The sequence below is a fragment of the Mycobacterium sp. genome, assembly GCF_035314665.1.
Lineage (GTDB): Bacteria > Actinomycetota > Actinomycetes > Mycobacteriales > Mycobacteriaceae > Mycobacterium.
This window is the reverse complement of record NZ_DATFZD010000347.1, coordinates 1-20,866: the sequence shown is the minus strand read 5'-3', so window position 1 is coordinate 20,866 and position 20,866 is coordinate 1. Positions and strand designations below refer to the sequence as shown.

General features: G+C 65.4%; 19 protein-coding genes. 11 read left to right on the top strand and 8 right to left on the bottom strand.

Annotated elements, in window-relative coordinates; genetic code table 11:
• Both guaA and VKI00_RS23950 read right to left on the bottom strand, forming a co-directional pair.
• On the bottom strand, nucleotides 1-924 hold a 924-nt coding region (gene guaA / locus VKI00_RS23955), incomplete at its 3' end, for a glutamine-hydrolyzing GMP synthase (protein WP_324441927.1).
• 33 nt (nucleotides 925-957) lie between these two features.
• Nucleotides 958-1,533 (bottom strand): helix-turn-helix domain-containing protein, encoded by a 576-nt coding sequence (locus VKI00_RS23950; protein WP_324441925.1) that lies wholly within the window; start codon nucleotides 1,531-1,533, stop codon nucleotides 958-960.
• A 289-nt stretch (nucleotides 1,534-1,822) separates the two neighbouring features.
• Between VKI00_RS23950 and VKI00_RS23945 the strand changes: the two genes are divergently transcribed.
• Nucleotides 1,823-2,722 (top strand): cytochrome P450, encoded by a 900-nt coding sequence (locus VKI00_RS23945; RefSeq protein WP_324441922.1) that lies wholly within the window; start codon nucleotides 1,823-1,825, stop codon nucleotides 2,720-2,722.
• Nucleotides 2,723-2,746: 24 nt separating this feature from the next.
• Here the strand turns inward: VKI00_RS23945 and VKI00_RS23940 are convergent, their stop codons facing one another.
• Genes VKI00_RS23940 through VKI00_RS23930 form a run of 3 tightly spaced genes read right to left on the bottom strand, consistent with a single transcriptional unit; the run spans nucleotide 2,747 to nucleotide 6,452 of the window.
• On the bottom strand, nucleotides 2,747-3,121 hold the full coding sequence (locus tag VKI00_RS23940; RefSeq protein WP_324441920.1) for an SRPBCC domain-containing protein: 375 nt from the start codon (nucleotides 3,119-3,121) through the stop codon (nucleotides 2,747-2,749).
• Nucleotides 3,118-5,988: an MMPL family transporter gene (locus VKI00_RS23935; protein ID WP_324441918.1), complete on the bottom strand. Its 2,871-nt coding sequence runs from the start codon at nucleotides 5,986-5,988 to the stop codon at nucleotides 3,118-3,120. The genes VKI00_RS23940 and VKI00_RS23935 overlap by 4 nt, the downstream gene beginning before the upstream one ends.
• Nucleotides 5,985-6,452, bottom strand: coding sequence for an MmpS family transport accessory protein (locus VKI00_RS23930; RefSeq protein WP_324441917.1), 468 nt, complete (start codon nucleotides 6,450-6,452; stop codon nucleotides 5,985-5,987). The genes VKI00_RS23935 and VKI00_RS23930 overlap by 4 nt, the downstream gene beginning before the upstream one ends.
• Before the next feature lie 258 nt (nucleotides 6,453-6,710).
• On the opposite strand from VKI00_RS23930, the gene VKI00_RS23925 reads away from it, so the two are divergent.
• The 3 genes from VKI00_RS23925 to VKI00_RS23915 are packed head-to-tail and all read left to right on the top strand — an operon-like array spanning nucleotide 6,711 to nucleotide 8,974.
• Nucleotides 6,711-7,514, top strand: a complete 804-nt coding sequence (locus tag VKI00_RS23925; RefSeq protein ID WP_324441916.1) for an SDR family NAD(P)-dependent oxidoreductase — start codon at nucleotides 6,711-6,713, stop codon at nucleotides 7,512-7,514.
• 14 nt (nucleotides 7,515-7,528) lie between these two features.
• Nucleotides 7,529-8,365 carry an SDR family oxidoreductase gene (locus VKI00_RS23920; protein WP_324441914.1) on the top strand — a complete coding sequence of 279 codons (837 nt, stop codon included), beginning with the start codon at nucleotides 7,529-7,531 and terminating at the stop codon, nucleotides 8,363-8,365.
• A 12-nt stretch (nucleotides 8,366-8,377) separates the two neighbouring features.
• Nucleotides 8,378-8,974 (top strand): TetR/AcrR family transcriptional regulator, encoded by a 597-nt coding sequence (locus tag VKI00_RS23915; protein ID WP_324441912.1) that lies wholly within the window; start codon nucleotides 8,378-8,380, stop codon nucleotides 8,972-8,974.
• 28 nt (nucleotides 8,975-9,002) lie between these two features.
• On the opposite strand, the gene VKI00_RS23910 is transcribed toward VKI00_RS23915, so the two are convergent.
• Nucleotides 9,003-9,644, bottom strand: coding sequence for a helix-turn-helix domain-containing protein (locus tag VKI00_RS23910; protein WP_324441910.1), 642 nt, complete (start codon nucleotides 9,642-9,644; stop codon nucleotides 9,003-9,005).
• A gap of 78 nt (nucleotides 9,645-9,722) precedes the next feature.
• On the opposite strand from VKI00_RS23910, the gene VKI00_RS23905 reads away from it, so the two are divergent.
• The 7 genes from VKI00_RS23905 (at nucleotide 9,723) to VKI00_RS23875 (ending at nucleotide 17,894) form a co-directional block, all read left to right on the top strand.
• Nucleotides 9,723-11,303, top strand: coding sequence for a DHA2 family efflux MFS transporter permease subunit (locus tag VKI00_RS23905; RefSeq protein ID WP_324441908.1), 1,581 nt, complete (start codon nucleotides 9,723-9,725; stop codon nucleotides 11,301-11,303).
• A 13-nt stretch (nucleotides 11,304-11,316) separates the two neighbouring features.
• Nucleotides 11,317-12,405, top strand: a complete 1,089-nt coding sequence (locus VKI00_RS23900; protein ID WP_324441906.1) for an NmrA family NAD(P)-binding protein — start codon at nucleotides 11,317-11,319, stop codon at nucleotides 12,403-12,405.
• A gap of 16 nt (nucleotides 12,406-12,421) precedes the next feature.
• A complete protein-coding gene (locus VKI00_RS23895; RefSeq protein ID WP_324441904.1) occupies nucleotides 12,422-13,240 on the top strand; it encodes a class I SAM-dependent methyltransferase in 819 nt (272 codons plus the stop codon).
• Nucleotides 13,237-13,665: a DUF6632 domain-containing protein gene (locus VKI00_RS23890; RefSeq protein ID WP_324441902.1), complete on the top strand. Its 429-nt coding sequence runs from the start codon at nucleotides 13,237-13,239 to the stop codon at nucleotides 13,663-13,665. Before VKI00_RS23895 ends, VKI00_RS23890 begins: the two co-directional genes overlap by 4 nt.
• 81 nt (nucleotides 13,666-13,746) lie before the next feature.
• On the top strand, nucleotides 13,747-14,655 hold the full coding sequence (locus tag VKI00_RS23885; protein ID WP_324441900.1) for a TauD/TfdA family dioxygenase: 909 nt from the start codon (nucleotides 13,747-13,749) through the stop codon (nucleotides 14,653-14,655).
• Between the two features lie 82 nt (nucleotides 14,656-14,737).
• Nucleotides 14,738-15,511, top strand: coding sequence for a beta-phosphoglucomutase family hydrolase (locus VKI00_RS23880; protein ID WP_324441898.1), 774 nt, complete (start codon nucleotides 14,738-14,740; stop codon nucleotides 15,509-15,511).
• A gap of 7 nt (nucleotides 15,512-15,518) precedes the next feature.
• On the top strand, nucleotides 15,519-17,894 hold the full coding sequence (locus VKI00_RS23875) for a glycoside hydrolase family 65 protein (protein ID WP_324441896.1): 2,376 nt from the start codon (nucleotides 15,519-15,521) through the stop codon (nucleotides 17,892-17,894).
• On the opposite strand, the gene VKI00_RS23870 is transcribed toward VKI00_RS23875, so the two are convergent.
• Together VKI00_RS23870 and VKI00_RS23865 are read right to left on the bottom strand one after the other, a co-directional pair.
• The gene (locus VKI00_RS23870) at nucleotides 17,878-19,614 is read right to left on the bottom strand and encodes a GMC family oxidoreductase (protein ID WP_324441894.1); all 1,737 of its coding nucleotides are present in this window, start codon (nucleotides 19,612-19,614) and stop codon (nucleotides 17,878-17,880) included. The genes VKI00_RS23875 and VKI00_RS23870 overlap by 17 nt on opposite strands.
• Nucleotides 19,615-19,647: 33 nt before the next feature.
• The gene (locus VKI00_RS23865; protein ID WP_324441929.1) at nucleotides 19,648-20,775 is read right to left on the bottom strand and encodes a GuaB3 family IMP dehydrogenase-related protein; all 1,128 of its coding nucleotides are present in this window, start codon (nucleotides 20,773-20,775) and stop codon (nucleotides 19,648-19,650) included.
• Between the last annotated feature and the right edge of the window lie 91 nt (nucleotides 20,776-20,866).

Here is a 20,866-nt window from a genome sequence, read left to right as displayed (position 1 = left end):
GATCTTGCGCTTGCCCTCGGGATTGGTCACCCCGGACAGCGCCTCGAGGAACGTCGCTTCCGCATCGACGGTCACCAGGTTGGCGCCGGTAGCGGCGACGAAGTCACGCTGCACCTGGGCGCGTTCGCCGGCGCGCAGCAGTCCGTGGTCGACGAACACACAGGTCAGCCGGTCCCCGATGGCGCGTTGCACCAGCGCGGCGGCCACCGCCGAATCCACCCCGCCGGACAGCCCACAGATCGCGTGGCCGTCACCGACCTGATTGCGGACCTGTTCGATCAATGCCTCGGCGATGCCGGCCGGCGTCCAATCCGCGGCGATGCCGGCGAACTCGAGCAGGAACCGGGTGAGCACCTGCTGCCCATGCGGCGTGTGCAGGACCTCGGGGTGGTACTGCACGCCGGCCAGTCGCCGCGACCGATTCTCGAAGGCGGCTACCGGGGCACCCGCGCTGGTGGCCACCACCTCGAACCCGTCCGGCGCCGAGGTCACGGCGTCACCGTGACTCATCCAGACCGGCTGGCTGTTGGGGAGATCCGAATGCAGTTCACCGCCAACGACTTTCAGTTCGGTTCGGCCGTATTCGCTGGTCCCGGTGTGCGCGACGGTGCCGCCGAGCGCCTGGGCCATCGCCTGAAATCCGTAGCAGATACCGAACACCGGCACGCCAAGGTCGAACAACGCAGGGTCAAGTTGCGGTGCGCCCTCGGCGTACACGCTGGCCGGGCCGCCCGACAACACCACCGCCTGCGGATCGCGGGCCTTGATCTCGTCGACCGACGCGGTATGCGGGATCACTTCGGAGAACACCCGCGCCTCACGCACCCTGCGGGCGATCAACTGGGCGTATTGCGCGCCGAAATCGACGACCAGCACGGGACGGACAGGCGATCCGGCCACCTCGATGTCAGCGTGTTCGGCCACGGCAGAAAGTCTAATGGCAGCCGGCAACCGCCCTCACTGCGCGGACGCGGACTGGATCACGGCGTCGACGACGCGGCGGATTCGGATGGCGGCTTCGTCGGGATCGGGCTGACCGGCGTCGAGCCAGGCAATGACGGCGTCGATTGTCATGCTGGGCAGTAATCGCGCCGCCCAGCTTTTCCATCGATCGTCGGCGATGCCCGCGAGGTGGCGGCGGGTAATCTCGGTCGAACTCTCGACGAGGGTATCGATCATTTCGCGGAATTCCGGTTCGCGAGCGGCGTGACGGTACAGCAGCCGGAAGGCGTCCGGATCGGCCGCCGCTGCGCGAATCAGTACGGGAATGCTGGCGTCGTCGAAGTCGTGCCCGCCGGTGGCGTCGCGGAGCCGCCGGTGACCGCTCTCGATCACCTCCCGGTAGAGGTCGGCCTTCGACGCAAAGTGCCGGTAGAGGATCACCGGCGTGACACCGGCTTCGGTGGCGATCGCGTCGAGCCCGGTGTTCGCAAAGCCGCCGCGGGCGAATGCGCGAGTGGCGGCTCCGAGGATCTGTTCGCGCCGCTGAGCTCGGGGCATCCGCCGGGTCGACTCGGACCGGACCGCCGTCATTCCGACCTCCTCTTGTTTAGATATGAGTGTACAAGTAGCCTTATACAAGGCTCCTCTGGCTGGAGGCAGGTGTCATGACATCCACCCAACTGCCGGTTCATCGCGTGCGCACCGCGGTGGGCCACGAGGCTTGGCTATTCACGGACTACGCCCGGGTGCGAGAGCTGCTCGACGATGATCGCCTCGGCCGTTCTCATCGCGAACCCGCGACGGCGGCGCGCACCGGGGATTCGGCATTGTTCGGTGGCCGCTGGGCGACTTCGACACCGAGGCCACCGACCACGCCAGGATGCGGGCGCTGCTGCAGCCCCATTTCTCGCCCAAACACTTACGCGCGCTGATACCAAGGGTCGACGCACTCACCTCCGGACTGTTGAACGAACTGCAGAAGCATGGCCCCCCGGCCGACCTGCACGCGCAGCTGGCGCTACCGCTGCCGATTTTGGTGATCTGCGAGCTGCTCGGGGTCCCCTACTCCGACAGGGACCAGTTCCGCACCTGGGCACAGGACGCCGGCAATGTGCGCGACCACGACCGCTCCGAGCGCGGGCTGGCCGAGCTGTTCGCTTACGGCCGCAGGCTGGTCGAGTACAAGCGCGCCCATCCCTGCGACGATGTGATGTCGAGGCTGTGTGCGACCGACGGCGTCTCCGACGAAGATGCCGCGACGATGTCGATGTTCTTGCTGTTCGCCGGGCACGAGACCACGGTGGTCCAGACCGGCCTCGGCGCGGTCCTGTTGCTGACGAATCGCGATCAGTGGTCCGCGCTCCTGGATAACCCCGCGCTGATCCCGAACGCCGTCGAGGAGCTGTTGCGCGCGGCGTCAACGGGGGGTGGCGTGGGCGGCATTCCCCGCTACGCGCGCACGGACTTCGATATCGACGGTGTGGCAATCCGCGCCGGAGACCTGGTGCTGCTCGACATTTCAGCCGCCAACCACGACCCCGTGGTGTTCGCCGACCCGGACCGCGTTGACATCGCCCGTAAGGACGGCGCCCACCTCACGTTCGGGCACGGCGGACGTTATTGCATTGGAGCCCCGCTGGCCCGCATCGAGCTGAAAGCGGTTTTCGCTCAACTGATTCCGCGATTTCCGTCACTGCGCGTGACGGTCGATCCCGCAAGCCTGCCCACGCGTCGCGACGTGCTTGCCGGCGGGCTCGTCGAATTGCCGGTGTCGTGGTGACGACAGGACGCCGTCCATGACCTCTCACAGTTTGATCCAGGTCCTGGTGTGGTTCACCCACGTGTCGGTGGCGCCTTCGGTGTCGGGAAGTAGCTGGAACTCAACCGACATGGGAGGTAGCTGGGGGGCGTGCTGCAGCCAGCACAAACGCCTCGGTGCCTCTACCGAGGTTACGCGGCACAGCGCGGTGTCATCGCGGCCGACGCGGTGACGGATTAGTCGAAACGACGTGCCTACCTGTAGCCGTTCCTCATCAGTAGCGTGTTCCACGACGTCCCAGGTGTCGTACCACTCGGTGACCCGGGCGACGGTGGTGATCAGCTCCCAGACTTTGGCCGGCGGTGCAGCGACGCGTATCGACCTCGATAGCGTGTGGGCGTTGGCGGGAGTAAAGGTCATGGATGCAAGCTTTCGGTGGCGGCCCGGGCCGAAATATTTTCGGATTCATGGGGTCTCACGGCGCGAGGCCGAGCGCCTACCCGTCGGGGCCACCAGAACCAGGGTCCGAGCAGGGCGGCAATCGACGGTGTCATGAGTGACCGCACGATCAGCGTGTCGAAGAGAAGGCCGATGCCGACGGTCGTGCCGAATTGGCCGATCATCCGTAGATCGCTGAACACAAAGGACGACATGGTGAACGCGAACACCAGGCCCGCAGAGGTCACCACCGCTCCCGTTCCACCCATGGCGCGGATGATTCCGGTCTTGATACCGGCGCCGATTTCCTCTTTGAACCGGGAGACCAGCAACAGGTTGTAGTCCGATCCCACCGCCAACAGGACGATCAGCGCCATCGCTATCACCAGCCAGTGCAAGGGAATGCCCAAGATGTCCTGCCAGACGAGCACCGACAGTCCGAACGAGGATCCCAACGACAACACCACCGTACCGATGATGACCAGTGCGGCAATCACACTGCGGGTGATGATCAGCATGATGGCCAAGATCAGGCAGGCTGCGGCGATCCCGGCGATCAGCAGATCGTATTTAGCCGCGTCGCTCATGTCCTTGTATGTTGCGGCGGTGCCACCCAGAAAGATTTTGGCGTCTTCCAACGGCGTTCCCTTGACAGCGTGGCGCGCGGCCTTTTTGATCGCGTCGACGTGCGAGATGCCCTGCGGGGTAGCGGGATCACCGTCGTGGGTGATGATGAACCGTGCTGCCTTGCCGTCGGGTGAAAGGAACATCGTCAGACCGCGTTTGAAGTCGGGGTTGTCGAACACTTCCGGCGGCAAGTAGAAGGAATCGTCGTTTCTGGCCGCGTCGAAAGCTTGTCCCATTGCGGACGCGTTCTGCTGTGCGGCGTCCATCTGATCCAGCAGACCCGAGAACGTGCTGTACATGGTCATCGTCATCGTGCGCATGGTCGTTGTCGCGTCGATAATCGGCGGCAGCAGCGAAATCAGCTGCGGCATCAGGGTATCTAGCTTGTCGGTGTCCTTGACCAGATCGCCCAGGTCGTCGGTGAGCTTGTCGACGCCGTCGAGCGAATCGAAAACTGAGCGCAACGCCCAGCAGACGGGGATGTCGAAACAGTGCGGTTCCCAGGCGAAGTAGCCGCGCAGCGGCCTGAAGAAGTCGTCGAAATCGCCGATACGATCGCGCACATCGTTGGTGTCGGCGACGATTTGCCTGGTTCGGCCCGCGACGTCATGTGTGGTGTCGGCGAGCTGGCGCATCAGGGTGAGCATGCGTTGCATGGTGTTGATGACGCCCGCCATCTGATCGGCGACGGACCGCATGTCGGCCATGCGGTCGTGCATGTACTTCATGTTCTCGGTCAGCGTGGTGCCTTGCATGCTGATCTGAAATGGAATGGAAGTGTGCGCGATTGGCGCACCCAACGGCCTGGTGATGGCCTGAACACGCGCGACCCCGTCGGCCTGGAAGACGCTCTTGGCCACCCTGTCGAGGACGAGCATGTCGGCGGGATTACGCATGTCGTGGTCGGTCTCGATCAACAACAGGTCGGGATTCAACCGCGCTGACGAGAAGTGCCGGTCCGCCGCGGCGTATCCGATGTTGGACGGCGTGGTCCGGGGTAGGTAGTTGCGGTCGTTGTAGCTGGTCGTGAATGACGGCAGAGCCAGCAGCCCGACGAGAGCCGTCGCACACGTCGCCGCGAGTATCGGCGCGGGCCACCGGACGATAGCGGTTCCTACCCGCCGCCATCCCCGCATCTTGATTTTTCGTTTCGGATCGAACAGGCCGAATCGACTGCCCAGGGTCAGGATGGCCGGACCCAACGTGAGGGCGCCCGTCACCATGGTGAACATCCCGATCGCGCACGGCGCGCCCAGGGTTTGAAAATAGGGCAGTCTGGTGAAGCTAAGGCAGAACATCGCGCCGGCGATAGTCAGACCCGAACCCAGGACCACGTGAGCGCTGCCGCGAAACATGGTGTAGTAGGCGGCTTCCCGGTCCTGCCCGGCCTGACGGGCTTCTTGATATCGGCCGACGACGAAGATCGCGTAGTCGGTGCCTGCCGCGATGGCAAGAATCGGAAGGATTTGAACCGCGAACGTCGAAAGCCCGATGACGCCGTGGTTGCCGAGCAACGCGATCACCCCTTGCACAGCGGCCAGTTCGATGAACACCATCAGCAGCGTCAGCAGGACGGTGACCAAGGAGCGGTAGACGATCAGCAGCATCAGCACGATGACGCCGACCGTCACCCCCATGACCTTGCGCGCGCTTTTGTTGCCGAATTCCAGCTGGTCGGTTGTGACCGCCGCGGGCCCGGCAACATAAGCTCGGATGTCGTTGGGCGCCGGGGTGGTCGACACGATGCGCCGGACGGCGTCGACGGACTCGTTGGCCAACGTCTCACCCTGGTGACCGGCGAGATAGACCTGAACGTAGGCCGCCTTCCCGTCGGGGCTTTGCGAGCCTGCCGCGGTGAGCGGATCGCCCCAGAAGTCTTGGATGTGCTCAACGTGCTTGTGGTCTTGTGACAGTCGGCGGATCAGCTCGTTGTAAAACTGGTGCGCCGGAACGTCGAGCGGGGCCCGGCCCTCCAGGACGATCATGACCGCGCTGTCGGTGTCGAACTCTCCGAACACCTGGCCGACGCGCTTCATCGCCTGTATCGCCGGTGCGCCGTCGGGGCTCATCGACACGGCGTGAGCTTCTCCGACCGCTTCTAGTTGCGGCACAACAATATTCGTCACCGCGGCGAGCCCAAGCCAGAACAATAGGATTGGCACCGACAGCACGCGAATTGCCCTTGCGATCGGCTGCCGCGCCGGGGTAGGTGCGTCGCTCACGCGGACTTCACCAGGCAGAAGGTCTGCGGGTGAATTCCCGCGACCGTCCGTTGGTCCTTGATATGGCCGTTTACCGTGATTCGGCAGCCGATGATGTCACCATCGCCCTGCGCCACGACATTGACGCTGACCGCCGGGGCCGTGGTCGCAACGCTGTAAGTCCATGGCAGCCGAATGTCGTCAGCACGCTGCGGCGCAGCGTCGACGTCGAGATAGTTGATGTCGGCCATGGTCCCCGCCGCGCCAAAGACCTCCAGCGTCACATGCTTGGGGTTGAAGGGCCTGATGTCGTCGGCACGGGCGCTGGCGGCCTGCGTGGCGCCGTGCACGCCAAACGCCCCATGCAGGCGATAAACGGCGAAACCTGCGACGGCCAGCAAGACCATGATGACCAGAAGAACCCACCCGCGCTTGACGACCACCATTCTTCGTCCTACCTCTTGGGTCGGCCACGAGTTAGTCATGTGACTAACTTGACGCGATGCTATCAACACTCAGCGCGTTTGAACAACCGCGTTATCTAGAGAAGCAATTTCCATCGCAAAATCGCCCCGCCGCAGATGTTTTCCACATGTCTAGCCTGCTACGAGCCCGCATAAGCGGCGAACCGCGAAGCAACGTAGCGTCCAGGCCTTGTCAAGAAACCTGTCGTGGTTGTAAGTTGGCTAACTAGCTAACTAAGTGTGGGATAGCCGGTGCCACAGGAAGAGGGGTCAAAGGCCATGCGTGTCAATGCAGATCAGTTCGGCCCGTGGGCGGTGGTAACGGGCGCGTCATCCGGAATCGGGCGTGCATTCGCACATCAGCTCGCCGCCGCAGGCATCAATGTGGTACTCGTCGCGCGGCGCGTGGCCTTGCTGCAGGAACTGGAAGCCGCGCTGGCCCGGCATTTCGGCGTCGACAGTCGCACCGTTGGCGTCGACCTGTCCGATCCGGCCGCGCTGACCCCGATCGCTGACGCCACCGCCGACATCGACGTCGGCCTTTTGGTGTCCAACGCTGGCGCGGCGCTGCCCGGGCCGTTCCTGAACTCCAGCTTGCAAGCGCAGCGAGCGATCCTGCGCCTGAATACCGCCGCACATCTGGGCCTGAGCCACCACTTCGGTGAACGACTCGCGCGACGCGGCCGCGGCGGCATCGTGCTGGTCTCGGCACTCGGCGCGATCCATGGTGTGCCGTACATGGCGAACACCGCAGCGACGAAGGCCTATGTCGCCAGCCTGGGCGCCGGCCTGCACGTCGAGTTAGCCAAGCACGGGGTGCACGTGACGGTGCTGCACCCCGGGCCCACCCGAACACCGGCGTTGGCCGACCTGGGCTTGGATCCCGACAAAATGCCCATACCACCCATGGCGCCGGACGATTGCGTCCGCGAGGCGCTGCGCGCACTGGCGCGCAATCGGGCCCGCTGCGTACCGGGCCGAATCAACCGGGTGACCGCCGCGCTGGCGCCACCGGCGCTCACCCGCTCCATGATGGCGCGCATGTTGTCACGGCCCGCCTCGGTCGATGCCGCCGCCAAATAGCCGCCGGAGCGCTCGTGAGCAAGCCAATCTGCCTCATCACCGGAGCCACTGACGGCATCGGCAAGGTCACCGCGACCGAGCTCGCCCGGAAGGGCTACGCCGTCGTGCTGGCCGCGCGGAACGAGACCAAGGCGGCAACCGTCACAACCGAAATCGTCGCGTCGACGGGCAACCGCGATGTCGACTACCTCGTCGCCGACCTCAGCTCGCTTGCCCAGTTGCGCCGCCTCGCAGAGATGTTCATGGTGCGTTACCCGCGACTGGACGTCCTGATCAACAATGCCGGCATCGTCATGCCACAGCGCGTACTGACCGCGGACGGCTACGAGACGACGTTTCAGGTCAACTACCTAGCGCAGTTCTATCTGACCCAATTGCTGCTGGGCGAACTGGAAAAGAGCCTCCGGGGCCGGGTTATCAACCTGAGCTCGAGCGTGTACCGCGCTGGCAAGTTCAACCCGGGCAACCTGCAAAGCGAACAACAGTTTTCGACCATCGGCACATATGCGGCGTCCAAACTTTGCGTGCTGCTGTTCACCATCGAGTTGGCCCAAAGACTGAAGCCGACCCGCGTCGTCGCGAACGCCGTGCATCCTGGGATCGTCAGAACTCCGATGATGCGCGGAGCCCCAGGGGTCTTCCGCGCGATCTCTTATGCGGCTCTGCCCTTTTCGCGGTCTCCGGACAAAGGCGCCGCCACGTCGGTGTTCCTCGCGGGCTCTCCAGATGCGGCCCAGATCTCCGGACAGTACTTCGCGAACGGCAAGGTGCAGAAAGTCAAGACCGCCTTCAACAACCGGGAGAACCGGGACCTGTTGTGGAACTTGAGCATGGACGCGTGCCGTCTATAGTCAGTGAGTGAGATGACTGACTTAACTGACGCCGACGGAGCCGCATCGTCACAGGCTTCCGGGAAGCGAGAGCGACTGATCGCCGCCGCATGCGACCTGTTCTACCGCCAGGGCATAGCGGGCACCACACTCGCGCACATCGCCGAGGCTGCCGAGGTGCCGCTGGGCAACGTGTATTACTACTTCAAGACCAAAGACGACATCGTCGCCGCCGTCGTCGAGGCACGTGCCGAGGAGATCCGATCCGCAACCGCGGCATTGCAGCGGCGACACGGTAGCCCCAAGGCCCGGCTCAAAGCACTCGTGGCGATGCTGGCTGAGTCGCGCGAGACGATCGCCGACCACGGCTGCCCGCTAGGGACCCTCTGCACCGAGCTTGCGAACTCGGGCAAGTCACATCCCCTCACCGCTCCACTCATGCAAACCCTGCTGGACTGGACCGAGCAGCAATTTCATGCCATGGGCCGCCGCGACGCCCGCGACTTGGCACTAGAGCTGATCATCGCTTACGAGGGCAGCGCCGTCCTCACCAACGCGCTTGCCCAACCCGAACTCATGGCCCATGAGGCCCGGCGCCTCGAAAAGTGGATAAACGCATTACAGGCCTGACAGCATTGTCGGCAGCCTTGACCCGGGCCTACAGCGAGAACGCCTCGCGCAGGGTTTCGACGGCGTCGTGATCACCCTCGAAGGTGATGTGGCGCAGCGCCGTCTTGCGCTTGGCTTCGGTGGAGCCCAGTCGCGCGGTGGCGAGATCTACCGCGCTGGCGGTGACATTGACGTCCGGCTTACCGTGAGCGGCCGCCATGCGGCCCTGGTCCATCGCGAATTCGAAACGGCGGCCGTCGATCTCGGCGCAATACACCCCAGCCAAGCCCGCGGTTCTGCGCGGGTCTGCGGGAATCACGAATCCGGCGAGGAATCCGGTCAGCGGTGAGACCGGGCCGGCGCCGATCAGGTCCAGCCGGTCCAGCCCCAGCCAGGCGATGCTCTGCAGGATGGGCGGCACCCGCTGCCACCCGACGTCGCTGAGGCTGTAGACGGTCCGCGCGACCGGGGGTGGCAACTCGGCGCGGTCGACGAGCCCGGCGTCCTGGAGCTCTTTGAGGCGTTCGGCCAGCAGGTTCGTCGCGATGCCCGGCAGTTCGGCGCGCAGGTCGCTGTACCGGCGCGGCCCGCCGAGTAGCTCGCGCAAGATCAGCAATGTCCACCGCTCACCCAGGATGTCGAGGCTTTTGGCGATCGGGCAGTTCTGGTTGTAGCTCTTGCGCGCGGACATGCCACTACCCTACCAGATCAGACATATTTTTCAACTTATTACTTGATTTTCTTGTCTATTGAGTTTACTGTCCTGTCCATGCGATCTCGCCCACTGTTCCGCGATCACCCCGTCGCCGCGCTTGCCGTCATCTGCCTGAGCGTCTTCGTCATCAGCGTCGACGCCACGATCGTCAACGTCGCCCTGCCCACGCTGTCGCGCGAGCTTGGCGCCGACACCGCGCAATTGCAGTGGATCGTCGACGCGTACACCCTCGTCATGTCGGGCCTGTTGCTCTCGGTCGGCAGCCTCAGCGACCGCTTCGGCAGACGGGGCTGGTTGTCGTGCGGACTCGCGCTGTTCGCGATCACTTCCGCTGTTGCGGCGCAGGCGAGTTCGGCGGACGCGCTGATCGCCGCGCGTGCCGCCATGGGCGTCGGCGCCGCTGTGATCTTTCCGACCACGCTGGGCCTGATCACCAACATTTTCACCGACCCGATTCCTCGCGCCAAGGCAATCGGGCTGTGGGCGGCCATGGTTGGCGTCGGAGTGGCCGTCGGGCCGATCAGCGGCGGCTGGCTGCTCGAACACTTCAGCTGGGGCTCGATCTTCCTGGTCAATGTTCCGACCGCGGTCGTCGCCATTGCGGCTGGAATGCTGTTCGTTCCGACCTCTCGCGACCCCGCCGCCCCGCCGGTCGATGTGCCGGGGCTGCTGCTGTCCGCGGTCGGGGTGACCACGTTGATTTACACCGTCATCGAAGCGCCCGGTTGGGGATGGGGCAGCTCGCGCGTTGCACTCGGCTTCACCTTGGCCGCAATCGTTCTCGTCGCGTTCGCCCTGTGGGAGCGCCGTAGCGCCCATCCGATGCTGGATGTGACCGTTTTCCTCAACCGTCGATTCTCGGGCGGCAGCGTGGCCGTGACCGCAGGTTTCCTGACGCTGTTCGGATTCATCTTCGTCATCACCCAGTACTTCCAATTCATCAAGGACTACGGCGCATTCGAGGCAGGCGTGCGCCTGCTCCCGGTAGCCATCTCGATCGCGGTGGCCAGTGTTCTGGGCCCTCGACTGGTCGAACAGATCGGCACCACCGCCGTCGTCGCCGCCGGTCTGGCAATCTTCGCTGCCGGCCTGGCATGGGCTTCCACGGTCGACGCGGCAACGCCGTACAGCCAGATCGCGATGCAGATGCTGCTGCTCGGCGGCGGCCTCGGCCTGACCTTTGCGCCGGCCACCGAGGCGATCATGGGATCCCTGGCGGCCGACAAGGCCGGAGTCGGCTCGGCGGTCAACGACACCACTCGCGAATTCGGCGGCACGCTGGGCGTAGCGATCGTGGGCAGCGTCTTCGCATCGGTTTACTCCAGCCGCGTCGGCTCCGCGTCGGCGCTGGCTGGATTGCCAGCCGATGTGCGCTCGGCGATGCAGCGCTCGATGGCTGTGGCGCACCAGGTAATCGAACATTCGCCGGCGGGGCGGGCCGCCGGCGGCGCTTCCATCCAAGATGCGGTGAACAAAGCGTTCCTGGACGGCCTTCAGGTCGGATCGCTGATCTGCGCCGGCATCGCGTTGACCGCCGCGATCGTCGTCGTCGTACTACTGCCGGCACGGGCCCGGCGGGCGCCAGCCATCGACACGACAGCAGAGCTGGCCGAAGCGGTCGAATCATCCAACTAGGAAAGGAAATCCGATGACACACCCACGCGTACTGGTAACCGGCGCCACCGGCAGGATCGGCAGCGCGGTCACGAGCCAGCTCTTGCAGCAAGGCATCACGACTCGAGCTCTGGTGCATCGCGACGACGAACGCAGTGCTCGATTGCGGGCCGCCGGCGCCGAAGTCGTGGTCGGCGATATGTTTGACATCCGGCAGATTCAAGCTGCGCTGGACGGAGTCGACCGGCTGTACTTCAACCCGCCGTACCATCCACACGCGCTCGACAGCGCGGCTGCCTTCGCGGTGGCTGCGCGGCGATCACGGGTGGACGCGGTTGTGGCACTTGGGCAATGGCTGGCCAGCCCCGAGCACCCGTCACTGATGACCCGGCACGCCTGGCTGAGCGACAAGTTGTTCGAGCTATTGCCGGACACCGCCCATGTGGCGGTCGATCCGGGATTCTTCGCCGACAACTACATGCAACTGGTCCCGATGGCCGCCCAACTGGGAGTGTTGCCGACACCCACCGAGGCAGGCCGAAACGCGCCGCCCTCCAACGAAGACATCGCCCGCGTCGCGGTCGGTGCGCTACTTGACCCGCACCGCCACGACGGCCGCGCGTACCGCCCGACCGGACCGGCGCTGCTGTCCGGAGCCGAAATCGCCGACGCGATCGGCGAGGCGTTGGGCCGAAAGGTCCGCCACATCGATATCCCGCCGTGGATGTTCATGCGCGCGGTGCGCGTGAACGCGAAGCGACTCGGCACCGATCTGTTCTTCGAGTCCAGCCTGCGCCACTACCTGCCCGAGTACGCCCTGGGAACCTTTGAAGCGGGCGGCCCGACCACGCATGTCCGTGATGTCGCCGGCATCGAACCGGAGGATTTCCTCACGATCGCACGCCGCTACGTCACCGGCCCGGAATCCCACCGGACCGCAGCCAATCTCACCCGCCAGGTCTGGAACTTCCTGTTGACCGGACTGGTACCAATGCACCGTCTGGACCGCTTCGACCGGCTCCAACAGCATCCCCGGCCCGCCCATCCGCGGCTGTCCGGCCAGTCCACGTTCTGGCGAAACGAGCACCTCGGCCCGACCGCGCAAATCGCCGCGTCGGCATAGCAGGAAGGAAACCGAAATGACCGGCACCCGGATCCATGACCAGTACGCGACCGGCCTGTCCCGGCCCAATATCGAGCGGGCCCTCCTGGCCGCGGGAAAAGACCTCGATCACCTGGCACCCGCCGACCTCGCGCCGCTGGAGGACTTCCACACGATGGGCCGCTTTGCCACAACCGAATTGGTGGGGTTACTCGGAATCGGCGGCGCGGACGAGGTGCTCGACGCGGGCAGCGGGATCGGCGGCACCGCCCGCTTCGTCGCCGACCTGTGCGGCTGCCGGGTAACTGCCGTCGATCTGACCGAGGAGTACTGCGACGTCAACCGTTGGCTGAATCGGCTCGTCGGGCTGGGCGACCTGATTCACGTTCGTCAAGCAGACGTCACTCAATTGCCTTTCATGGATGGCACTTTCGACGTCATATTCAGCCAACACGTCCAGATGAACGTCGCCGACAAGCCCCGCCTGTACGCCGAAGCACGCCGTGTCCTGCGCGATGGCGGCCGGATCGCGATCTGGGACATCACGTCTGGCGAGGATGGCGAGCTCGAGTACCCACTGCCCTGGGCCGACCAACCCGGGTACAGCCACCTGGTCACGCCCGACGAGTTGCGCCGCGTCATCGAGGGCTCAGGGTTCGCGATCGAACACTGGAATGATCGAACCGACCAGGCGACCGCGCTGATGCAGACATTCTTGACCCTGCCCACCAACCCGCTCGGGTTGCACGCCTTCGTCACCGACTTCGCGGCCAAAGCCACGAACCTCACGGCCGCCCTCACCGACGGACGACTCCGCGTGATTCAAGGCGTCGCCCGCGCCGTCGGCTCGCCATGACGGGCCGCGCAGCGGCGTGGCTGCCGGTGATGATTCGGGTCACCGCGGTCGGGTATCTGGCCTTCTTCGTGCCCAACCTGATCCTCTCAACAACCCATCGCATCGGCACGCTGCCGCCGGTGCTTGGCAGGCTGTTCGACTGGGGAGCGGGCGGCCCTGGCGATCCAGCAGTCGCCATCATGTTCTCCACCGTCTACATCGTCTGGGCGATCTTTCTGTTTGCATCCGCGCGCGACGCGAGCGCAAACCGACTATTCCTCGATTTCAATCTGGCAGCGAACGGCGCCCATTTCGCCGTCATGCTCGCAATGGCGGTGACCATGCCCGACGAGCACCAGCACATCGCGGGAGTCCTCGCCCTCGGCGTCGTCACCACCGTCCCACTGGCGGCATGCTGGCTGCCCGTCCGGCGCGAAACGTCTTGACACCTGCGTAGACGATCGACTACAGTTACCGTCATGCAGGTGTAGTCGAGTGACTACACACCAGGTGAGAGGACCACTGCAATGACGATTCCGTCCACATCCACCCTGACCGTGACGCAACTGTGCGGCCGGATCGGCGCCCACATCGACGGCGTCCGCCTCGCTGGCGATCTCGACGCCGCCACCGTCGGACAGATCCGCGAGGCGCTACTGCGCCACAAGGTGATCTTCTTCCGGAATCAGCACCACCTCGACGATGCCCAGCAGCAGGCTTTCGCCGCGCGCCTGGGCACTCCGATCGCCCATCCCGCGCTGCAGAACGACGGCGCGCCGATCATCACACCGATCAACTCCGACTACGCCAAGGCCAACCGCTGGCACACCGACGTCACCTTCGTCGCGAACTACCCCGCCGCGTCGATCCTGCGCGCCGTCACCCTGCCGAGCTACGGCGGATCGACGCTGTGGGCATCCACCGCGGCGGCCTACCAGGAACTGCCCGAGCCGCTCAAACACCTCGCCGAGAATCTCTGGGCGTTGCACACCAACCGCTTCGACTACGTCGCTGCGTCACAAGTGCAGACCGAAGAGCAAAAAGCCCATCGGACCCGCTTCGAAAAAGCCGACTTCCGCACCGAGCACCCGGTGGTGCGGGTACACCCGGAGACCGGCGAGCGGACCCTGGTCGCCGGCGACTTCGTGCGCGGCTTCGTCGGTATGGACAACTACGAGTCGCACGTGCTTCTGGAATTGCTACAACGACGAATCACCATGCCGGAGAACACAATCCGATGGAACTGGGCGGCCGGTGACGTTGCCATCTGGGACAACCGGGCGACCCAGCACCGCGCAATCGACGACTACGACGACCAGTATCGGCTGATGCACCGCGTCACCGTGATGGGCGACGTGCCGGTCGACGTGCATGGGCAACGCAGCCGAGTGATCAGCGGCGCTCCGCTGCAAGCCCTCCAGGCTGCGGCAAGCTGACTGGTCGCGTAGCCAAACAGCGTGGAAACAGTAGGTCAGCCGAACGTGTAGCGGACCAGCCTCGGGCATGGTGAGGTGGTAATTGCCACGGTCGAAAACACCCCCGGAAGCGAGGTCCGCCGTGCTGGGACTGCCCGATGCGGTGCACGCCTGTCTGTTCGACCTCGACGGTGTCCTCACCGACACCGCGAGCGTCCACACCAAGGCCTGGAAAGTGATGTTCGACGCGTTCCTGCGACAACGGGCCGAACAGACCGGCCAGCCGTTCGTCCCGTTCGATCCGGTCGACGACTACCTGAAGTATGTCGACGGCAAGAAGCGTGAAGACGGAGTCCGGTCGTTTCTGGCCAGCCGCGGCATCGAACTGCCCGACGGCGACCCCGACGATTCGGGCGACAAAGACACCGTCTACGGGCTGGGCACCCGCAAGAACGACGCCTTCCAGCAGACGCTGCTCACCGACGGCGTCAAGGTATTCGACGGCTCGCGACGCTACCTGGAAAAGGTGGCCACCGCGGGTCTGGCCACGGCGGTGGTGTCCTCCAGCGCCAACACCCGCCAGGTGCTGGAGATCACCGGGCTCGACAAGTTCATCCAGCAACGAGTCGACGGCGTGACCCTGCGCGAGGAGCACATCGCCGGCAAGCCCGCGCCCGACTCGTTCCTGCGTGCCGCACAGCTGCTGGGCGTCTCCCCTGCCGAAGCGGCCGTGTTCGAAGACGCGCTCTCCGGCGTCGCTGCCGGGCACGCCGGCAACTTCGGTTACGTGGTGGGTGTCGACCGTGTGGGTCAAGCCGACGAATTACGCAGCCACGGCGCCGATGTCGTGGTCACCGACCTCGGCGATCTGCTGTAGGCGCCGGATGATCACGGATAACACCTTCCCCGTCGAACCCTGGCAGGTCCGCGAGACTCATCTGGACCTCAACGTGCTGGCGCAATCGGAGTCACTGTTCGCGCTGTCCAACGGGCACATCGGAATTCGCGGCAACCTCGACGAAGGCGAGCCGTACGGCCTGCCCGGCACGTATCTGAACTCGTTCTACGAGGTCCGGCCGCTGCCGTACGCGGAGGCCGGCTACGGCTACCCGGAAGCCGGGCAGACGGTCGTCGACGTCACCAACGGCAAGATCCTGCGCCTGCTGGTCGACGACGAGCCGTTCGACGTTCGCTACGGCAAGTTGTTGAGCCACGAGCGGGTGCTCGACCTGCGAGCCGGCACGTTGACCCGATACGCGCACTGGCAGTCACCGGTCGGCAAGCAGGTCCTGGTGACCTCGACCCGGCTGGTATCGCTGGCACAGCGCAGCGTTGTCGCCATCGAGTACGTGGTCGAGGCGGTAGACGAATTCGTCCGTGTCACAGTGCAATCCGAGCTGGTCGCCAACGAGGACCTGCCCGTTACGTCAGGTGATCCTCGGGTTGCGGCCATCCTCGACAAACCGCTGGAGGCCGTCCAACACGAGGACACCGAATGCGGTGCACTGCTGATGCACCGGACGCGCGCCAGTGCGTTGATGATGGCCGCGGCGATGGACCACGAAGTCGAGGTAGAAGGCCGCGTGGAGATCACCAACGACGCGGGCGACGACCTCGCCCGCACGACCGTGATCTGCGGGCTGCGGCCAGGCCAGCAACTGCGCATCGTGAAATACCTGGCATACGGCTGGTCAAGCCAGCGTTCTCGCCCGGCGCTGCGCGACCAGGCTGCCGCCGCTTTGCACAGCGCACGCTACAGCGGGTGGCAGGGCCTGGTGGACGCCCAGCGCAAGATTCTCAACGACTATTGGGACGGCGCCGATGTGGAGGTCGAAGGCGACCCGATATGCCAGCAGGCGGTGCGGTTCGGGCTTTTCCACCTGCTGCAGGCCAGTGCGCGAGCCGAGCGGCGCGGTATCGCCAGCAAAGGCTTGACCGGCACCGGGTACGACGGCCACATCTTCTGGGACACCGAGGGATTCGTTCTTCCGGTGCTGACCTATACCTTGCCGCACGCGGCTGCCGATGCATTGCGTTGGCGGGCTTCGACTTTGGACTTAGCAAGGGAGCGCGCCGCACAGCTGGACCTCAAGGGCGCCAGCTATCCGTGGCGAACGGTTCGCGGCCAGGAATGCTCCGCCTACTGGCCGGCCGGAACCGCCGCGTGGCACATCAACGCCGACATCGCCATGGCTTTCGAGCGCTATCGGATCGTCAGCGGCGACGAGTCGCTGGAGAAGGACTGCGGGCTGGAAGTGCTCATCGAGACGGCCCGGCTGTGGCTCTCACTCGGCCATCACGACCGCCACGGAGTGTGGCACCTGGACGGGGTTACCGGTCCCGACGAATACACTGCGATCGTGCGCGACAACGTGTTCACGAACATGATGGCGGCACACAACCTGCGGATTGCCGCCGACGCGTGCGCCCGGCACTCCGAGGTCGCTCGCGAGCTGGGCGTGACCACCGAAGAAACCGCAGCGTGGCGCGATGCCGCCGACGCCGCGCACATTCCCTTCGACGAAGAGCTTGGCGTGCATCCGCAGTCCGAAGGCTTCACCACCTACGCCGAGTGGGACTTCAACGAGAAGACAACCTACCCGCTGCTGCTGCACGAGCCGTACGCGCTGCTCTATCCCGCGCAGGTGGTCAAGCAGACCGATCTGGTGTTGGCCATGCACTGGCAAAGCCACAAATTCAGCGACGAGCAGAAGGCGCGCAACGTCGACTACTACGAGCGGCGCACGGTGCGCGACTCGTCACTGTCTGCCTGCACCCAAGCGGTGATGTGCGCCAACGTCGGGCATGTGGAGCTGGCGCACGACTACACCTATGAGGCGGCTCTGGTCGACCTGCGCGACCTGCACCACAACACCCGCGACGGCTTGCACATGGCGTCGCTGGCCGGCGCGTGGACCGCTCTGGTCGCCGGCTTCGGCGGCCTGCGCGACGACGAGGGCATCCTGTACCTCAACCCGTATCTGCCCGACGGCATCTCACGGCTGCGATTCCGGTTGCGCTGGCACGACTTTCGGGTGACCGTGGATGTCATCCACGACGAAGTGACGTACACGCTGCGCGACGGCCCAGGGGGTGGATTGACTATCCGACATGCCGGCGAGGACGTCGAGCTCAGCACCGACGCGCCGACAACGATCACACTGCACAAGCGTGAGCCGCTGCTGCCCACGCCGCAGCAACCACCCGGACGCGCGCCGCTGCACCGGGACGCTTACCGGTCAGTCAGCCAGCCGAGCTGATCGGCTCGATCGGCAGCCAGCGCAGCGCGCCGGGCGCATCGGCCGGCACCACCGGATGCTGCGGCGCGATCGGGTCGAGCCGCCGGTACGGCTCGCCCTGGCGCGGCCGCAAGTCGTTTTCACCCTTGTTCGGCCACAGCGACGCGGCCCGCTCGGCCTGCGCTGAAATCGACAGCGCGGGGTTGACCCCGAGGTTCGCCGAAATCGCCGCACCGTCGACCACCGACAACGTCGGGTAGCCGTACACCCGGTGATACGGGTCGATCACGCCATGTTCGGCGCTGTCGCCGATCACCGCGCCTCCGAGGAAGTGTGCCGTCAGCGGGATGTTGAACAGCTCGCCCCAAGTGCCGCCGGCCACCCCGTCGATCTTCTTCGCGAGCCGACGGGTGACCTCGTTGCCGACCGGAATCCACGTCGGGTTCGGCTCGCCGTGCCCCTGCTTGCTGACGTAACGGCGGCGGCCCAACCTGCCCCGTTTGGTGAACGTGGTGATCGAGTTGTCGAGATGCTGCATCACCAACGCGATCACGGTGCGCTCGCTCCACTGGCGGGGATTGAGCATTCGAAGCATGTTGCGCGGATCTTCGCCGGCTTGATTCAGCAACTGCCGCCATCGCGGCACATCCGTGCCTTCCGGACCCGACCCGTCGGTCATCAACGTCTGCAGCAGACCCATCGCGTTGGAGCCCTTGCCATACCGGACCGGTTCGACGTGCGTGTCCGAGGTCGGGTGAATCGACGAGGTGATCGCCACCCCATGGGTCAAGTCGAGGTCCGGCTTGACCTTCAACGTCGCGGCACCAACGATCGATTCGGAGTTGGTGCGGGTCAGCACGCCCAGCCGATCCGACAGGCCGGGCAGCGTGCCCGTGTCACGCATCTTGAACAGCAGCTTCTGCGTGTTGTATGTGCCGGCGGCCAGCACCAGATGATTCGCGGTGAACGTCCGCCTCTTGCGACGCAGCAAGCGGCCGGTGTGCTTGGTGCGCACCTCCCACACCCCGTCGGGCCGCTGCGCGAACTTGGTCACCGTCGTCATCGGATGTATCTGCGCCCCAGCCGATTCCGCGAGGCCGAGGTAGTTCTTCAGCAAGGTGTTCTTGGCACCGTAGCGACAGCCGGTCATGCAGGAGCCACATTCCAGGCAGCCGGTGCGGGCCGGGCCGGCGCCACCGAAGAACGGGTCGGGCACCGTCTCGCCGGGCGTCTTGGTTCCGTTCGGGCCGAAGAACACTCCGACCGGGGTCGGCACGAACGTGTCGCCGCACCCCATCTCGTCGGCGACCTCCTTGACCAGGCGGTCAGCGTCGGTGAAGGTCGGGTTCTGCACCACCCCGAGCATCCGCTGCGCCTGCTGGTAGTGCGGCATCAACTCCGCGCGCCAATTGGTGATGTGCGACCACTGCCGGTCGTTGAAGAACGGATCCGGCGGGACGTAAAGCGTGTTCGCGTAGTTCAACGATCCACCGCCGACCCCGGCGCCGGCCAGGATCATGCAGTCTTGCAGCAGGTGGATGCGCTGGATGCCGTAGCAGCCCAGCTGAGGCGCCCACAGGAACTTGCGCAGATTCCACGAGGTTTTGGCGAAGTCCTCGTCGGCGAAGCGGCGGCCGGCCTCGAGCACGCCGACCCGGTAACCCTTTTCGGTCAGCCGCAGCGCGGTGATACTTCCCCCGAAGCCCGACCCGATAACTAGAACGTCGTAATCCGGTTCCATCGGACCAGTATGGACGTACCCATTGGTGACAATCTAGCTGTCGACGGTCAGGCCGACTTTCTGAAATTCCTTCAGGTCGCAGTAGCCGGCCTTGGCCATCGAGCGGCGCAGCCCGCCGACGAGGTTCAGCGAGCCGAACGGGTCGTCGGAGGGGCCGTCGAGCACTTGCCGCAGCGGCGGTCGCTCACCGGCGGCGATCTGCAGTAACGCGCCCCGCGGCAGCGACGGGTGAGCGGCCGCAGCCGGCCAGAACCAGCCGTCGCCCATGGCCTCGTCCGCCTCGGCGAGCGGGGTGCCGAGCACCACCGCATCGGCGCCGCACGCGATGGCCTTGGCCAGGTCGCCGGAGGTGTGGATATCGCCGTCCGCGAGCACGTGCACATAACGTCCGCCGGTTTCGTCGAGGTACTCGCGGCGGGCAGCGGCCGCGTCGGCGATCGCCGTGGCCATCGGCACGCTGATGCCGAGCACCTCGTCGCTGGTCGTCACTCCCCGGGTGGACCCGTAGCCGACGATGACGCCTGCTGCCCCGGTGCGCATCAGGTGCAGTGCGGTGCGATGGTCGAGCACGCCGCCGGCCACCACGGGGACGTCGAGTTCGGAGATGAAGGTCTTGAGGTTGAGCGGCTCACCGTCGCTGGCGACCCGCTCGGCGGAGATGATCGTGCCCTGGATGACCAGCAGGTCGACACCCGCGGCCACCAGCCCCGGTGTCAACGCCTGGGCGTTCTGCGGACTCACGCGTACCGCCGTGGTCACCCCGGCGTCGCGGATGCGGGCCACCGCGGCGGCCAGCAACTCGGGATCCAGCGGCGCGGCGTGCAGCTGCTGCAGCAGCCTGATGGCCGCCGACGGTTCGGGTTCCTTGGCAGCCGCCTCGGTGACCTGAGCGATCTTGGCGGCCGCGTCCGCGTGCCGACCGATCAGCCCTTCGCCGTTGAGCACCCCCAGACCGCCGAGCCGGCCCAGCTCGATGGCGAATTCCGGCGACACCAGCGCATCGGTCGGATGCGCCATGACGGGGATCTCGAACCGATAAGCGTCGAGCTGCCATGCTGTCGACACGTCCTGCGAGGAGCGGGTGCGCCGGGACGGCACAATGTTGATGTCTTCGAGTTCGTAAGTGCGCCTTGCCGTTCGGCCCATGCCGATCTCGACCATGTCACGCATGAGCGACCCTTCTCGATCGGTTCACCGCACGTAGTAGTTGGGCGCTTCGGCGGTCATGGTGATGTCGTGCGGATGGCTTTCT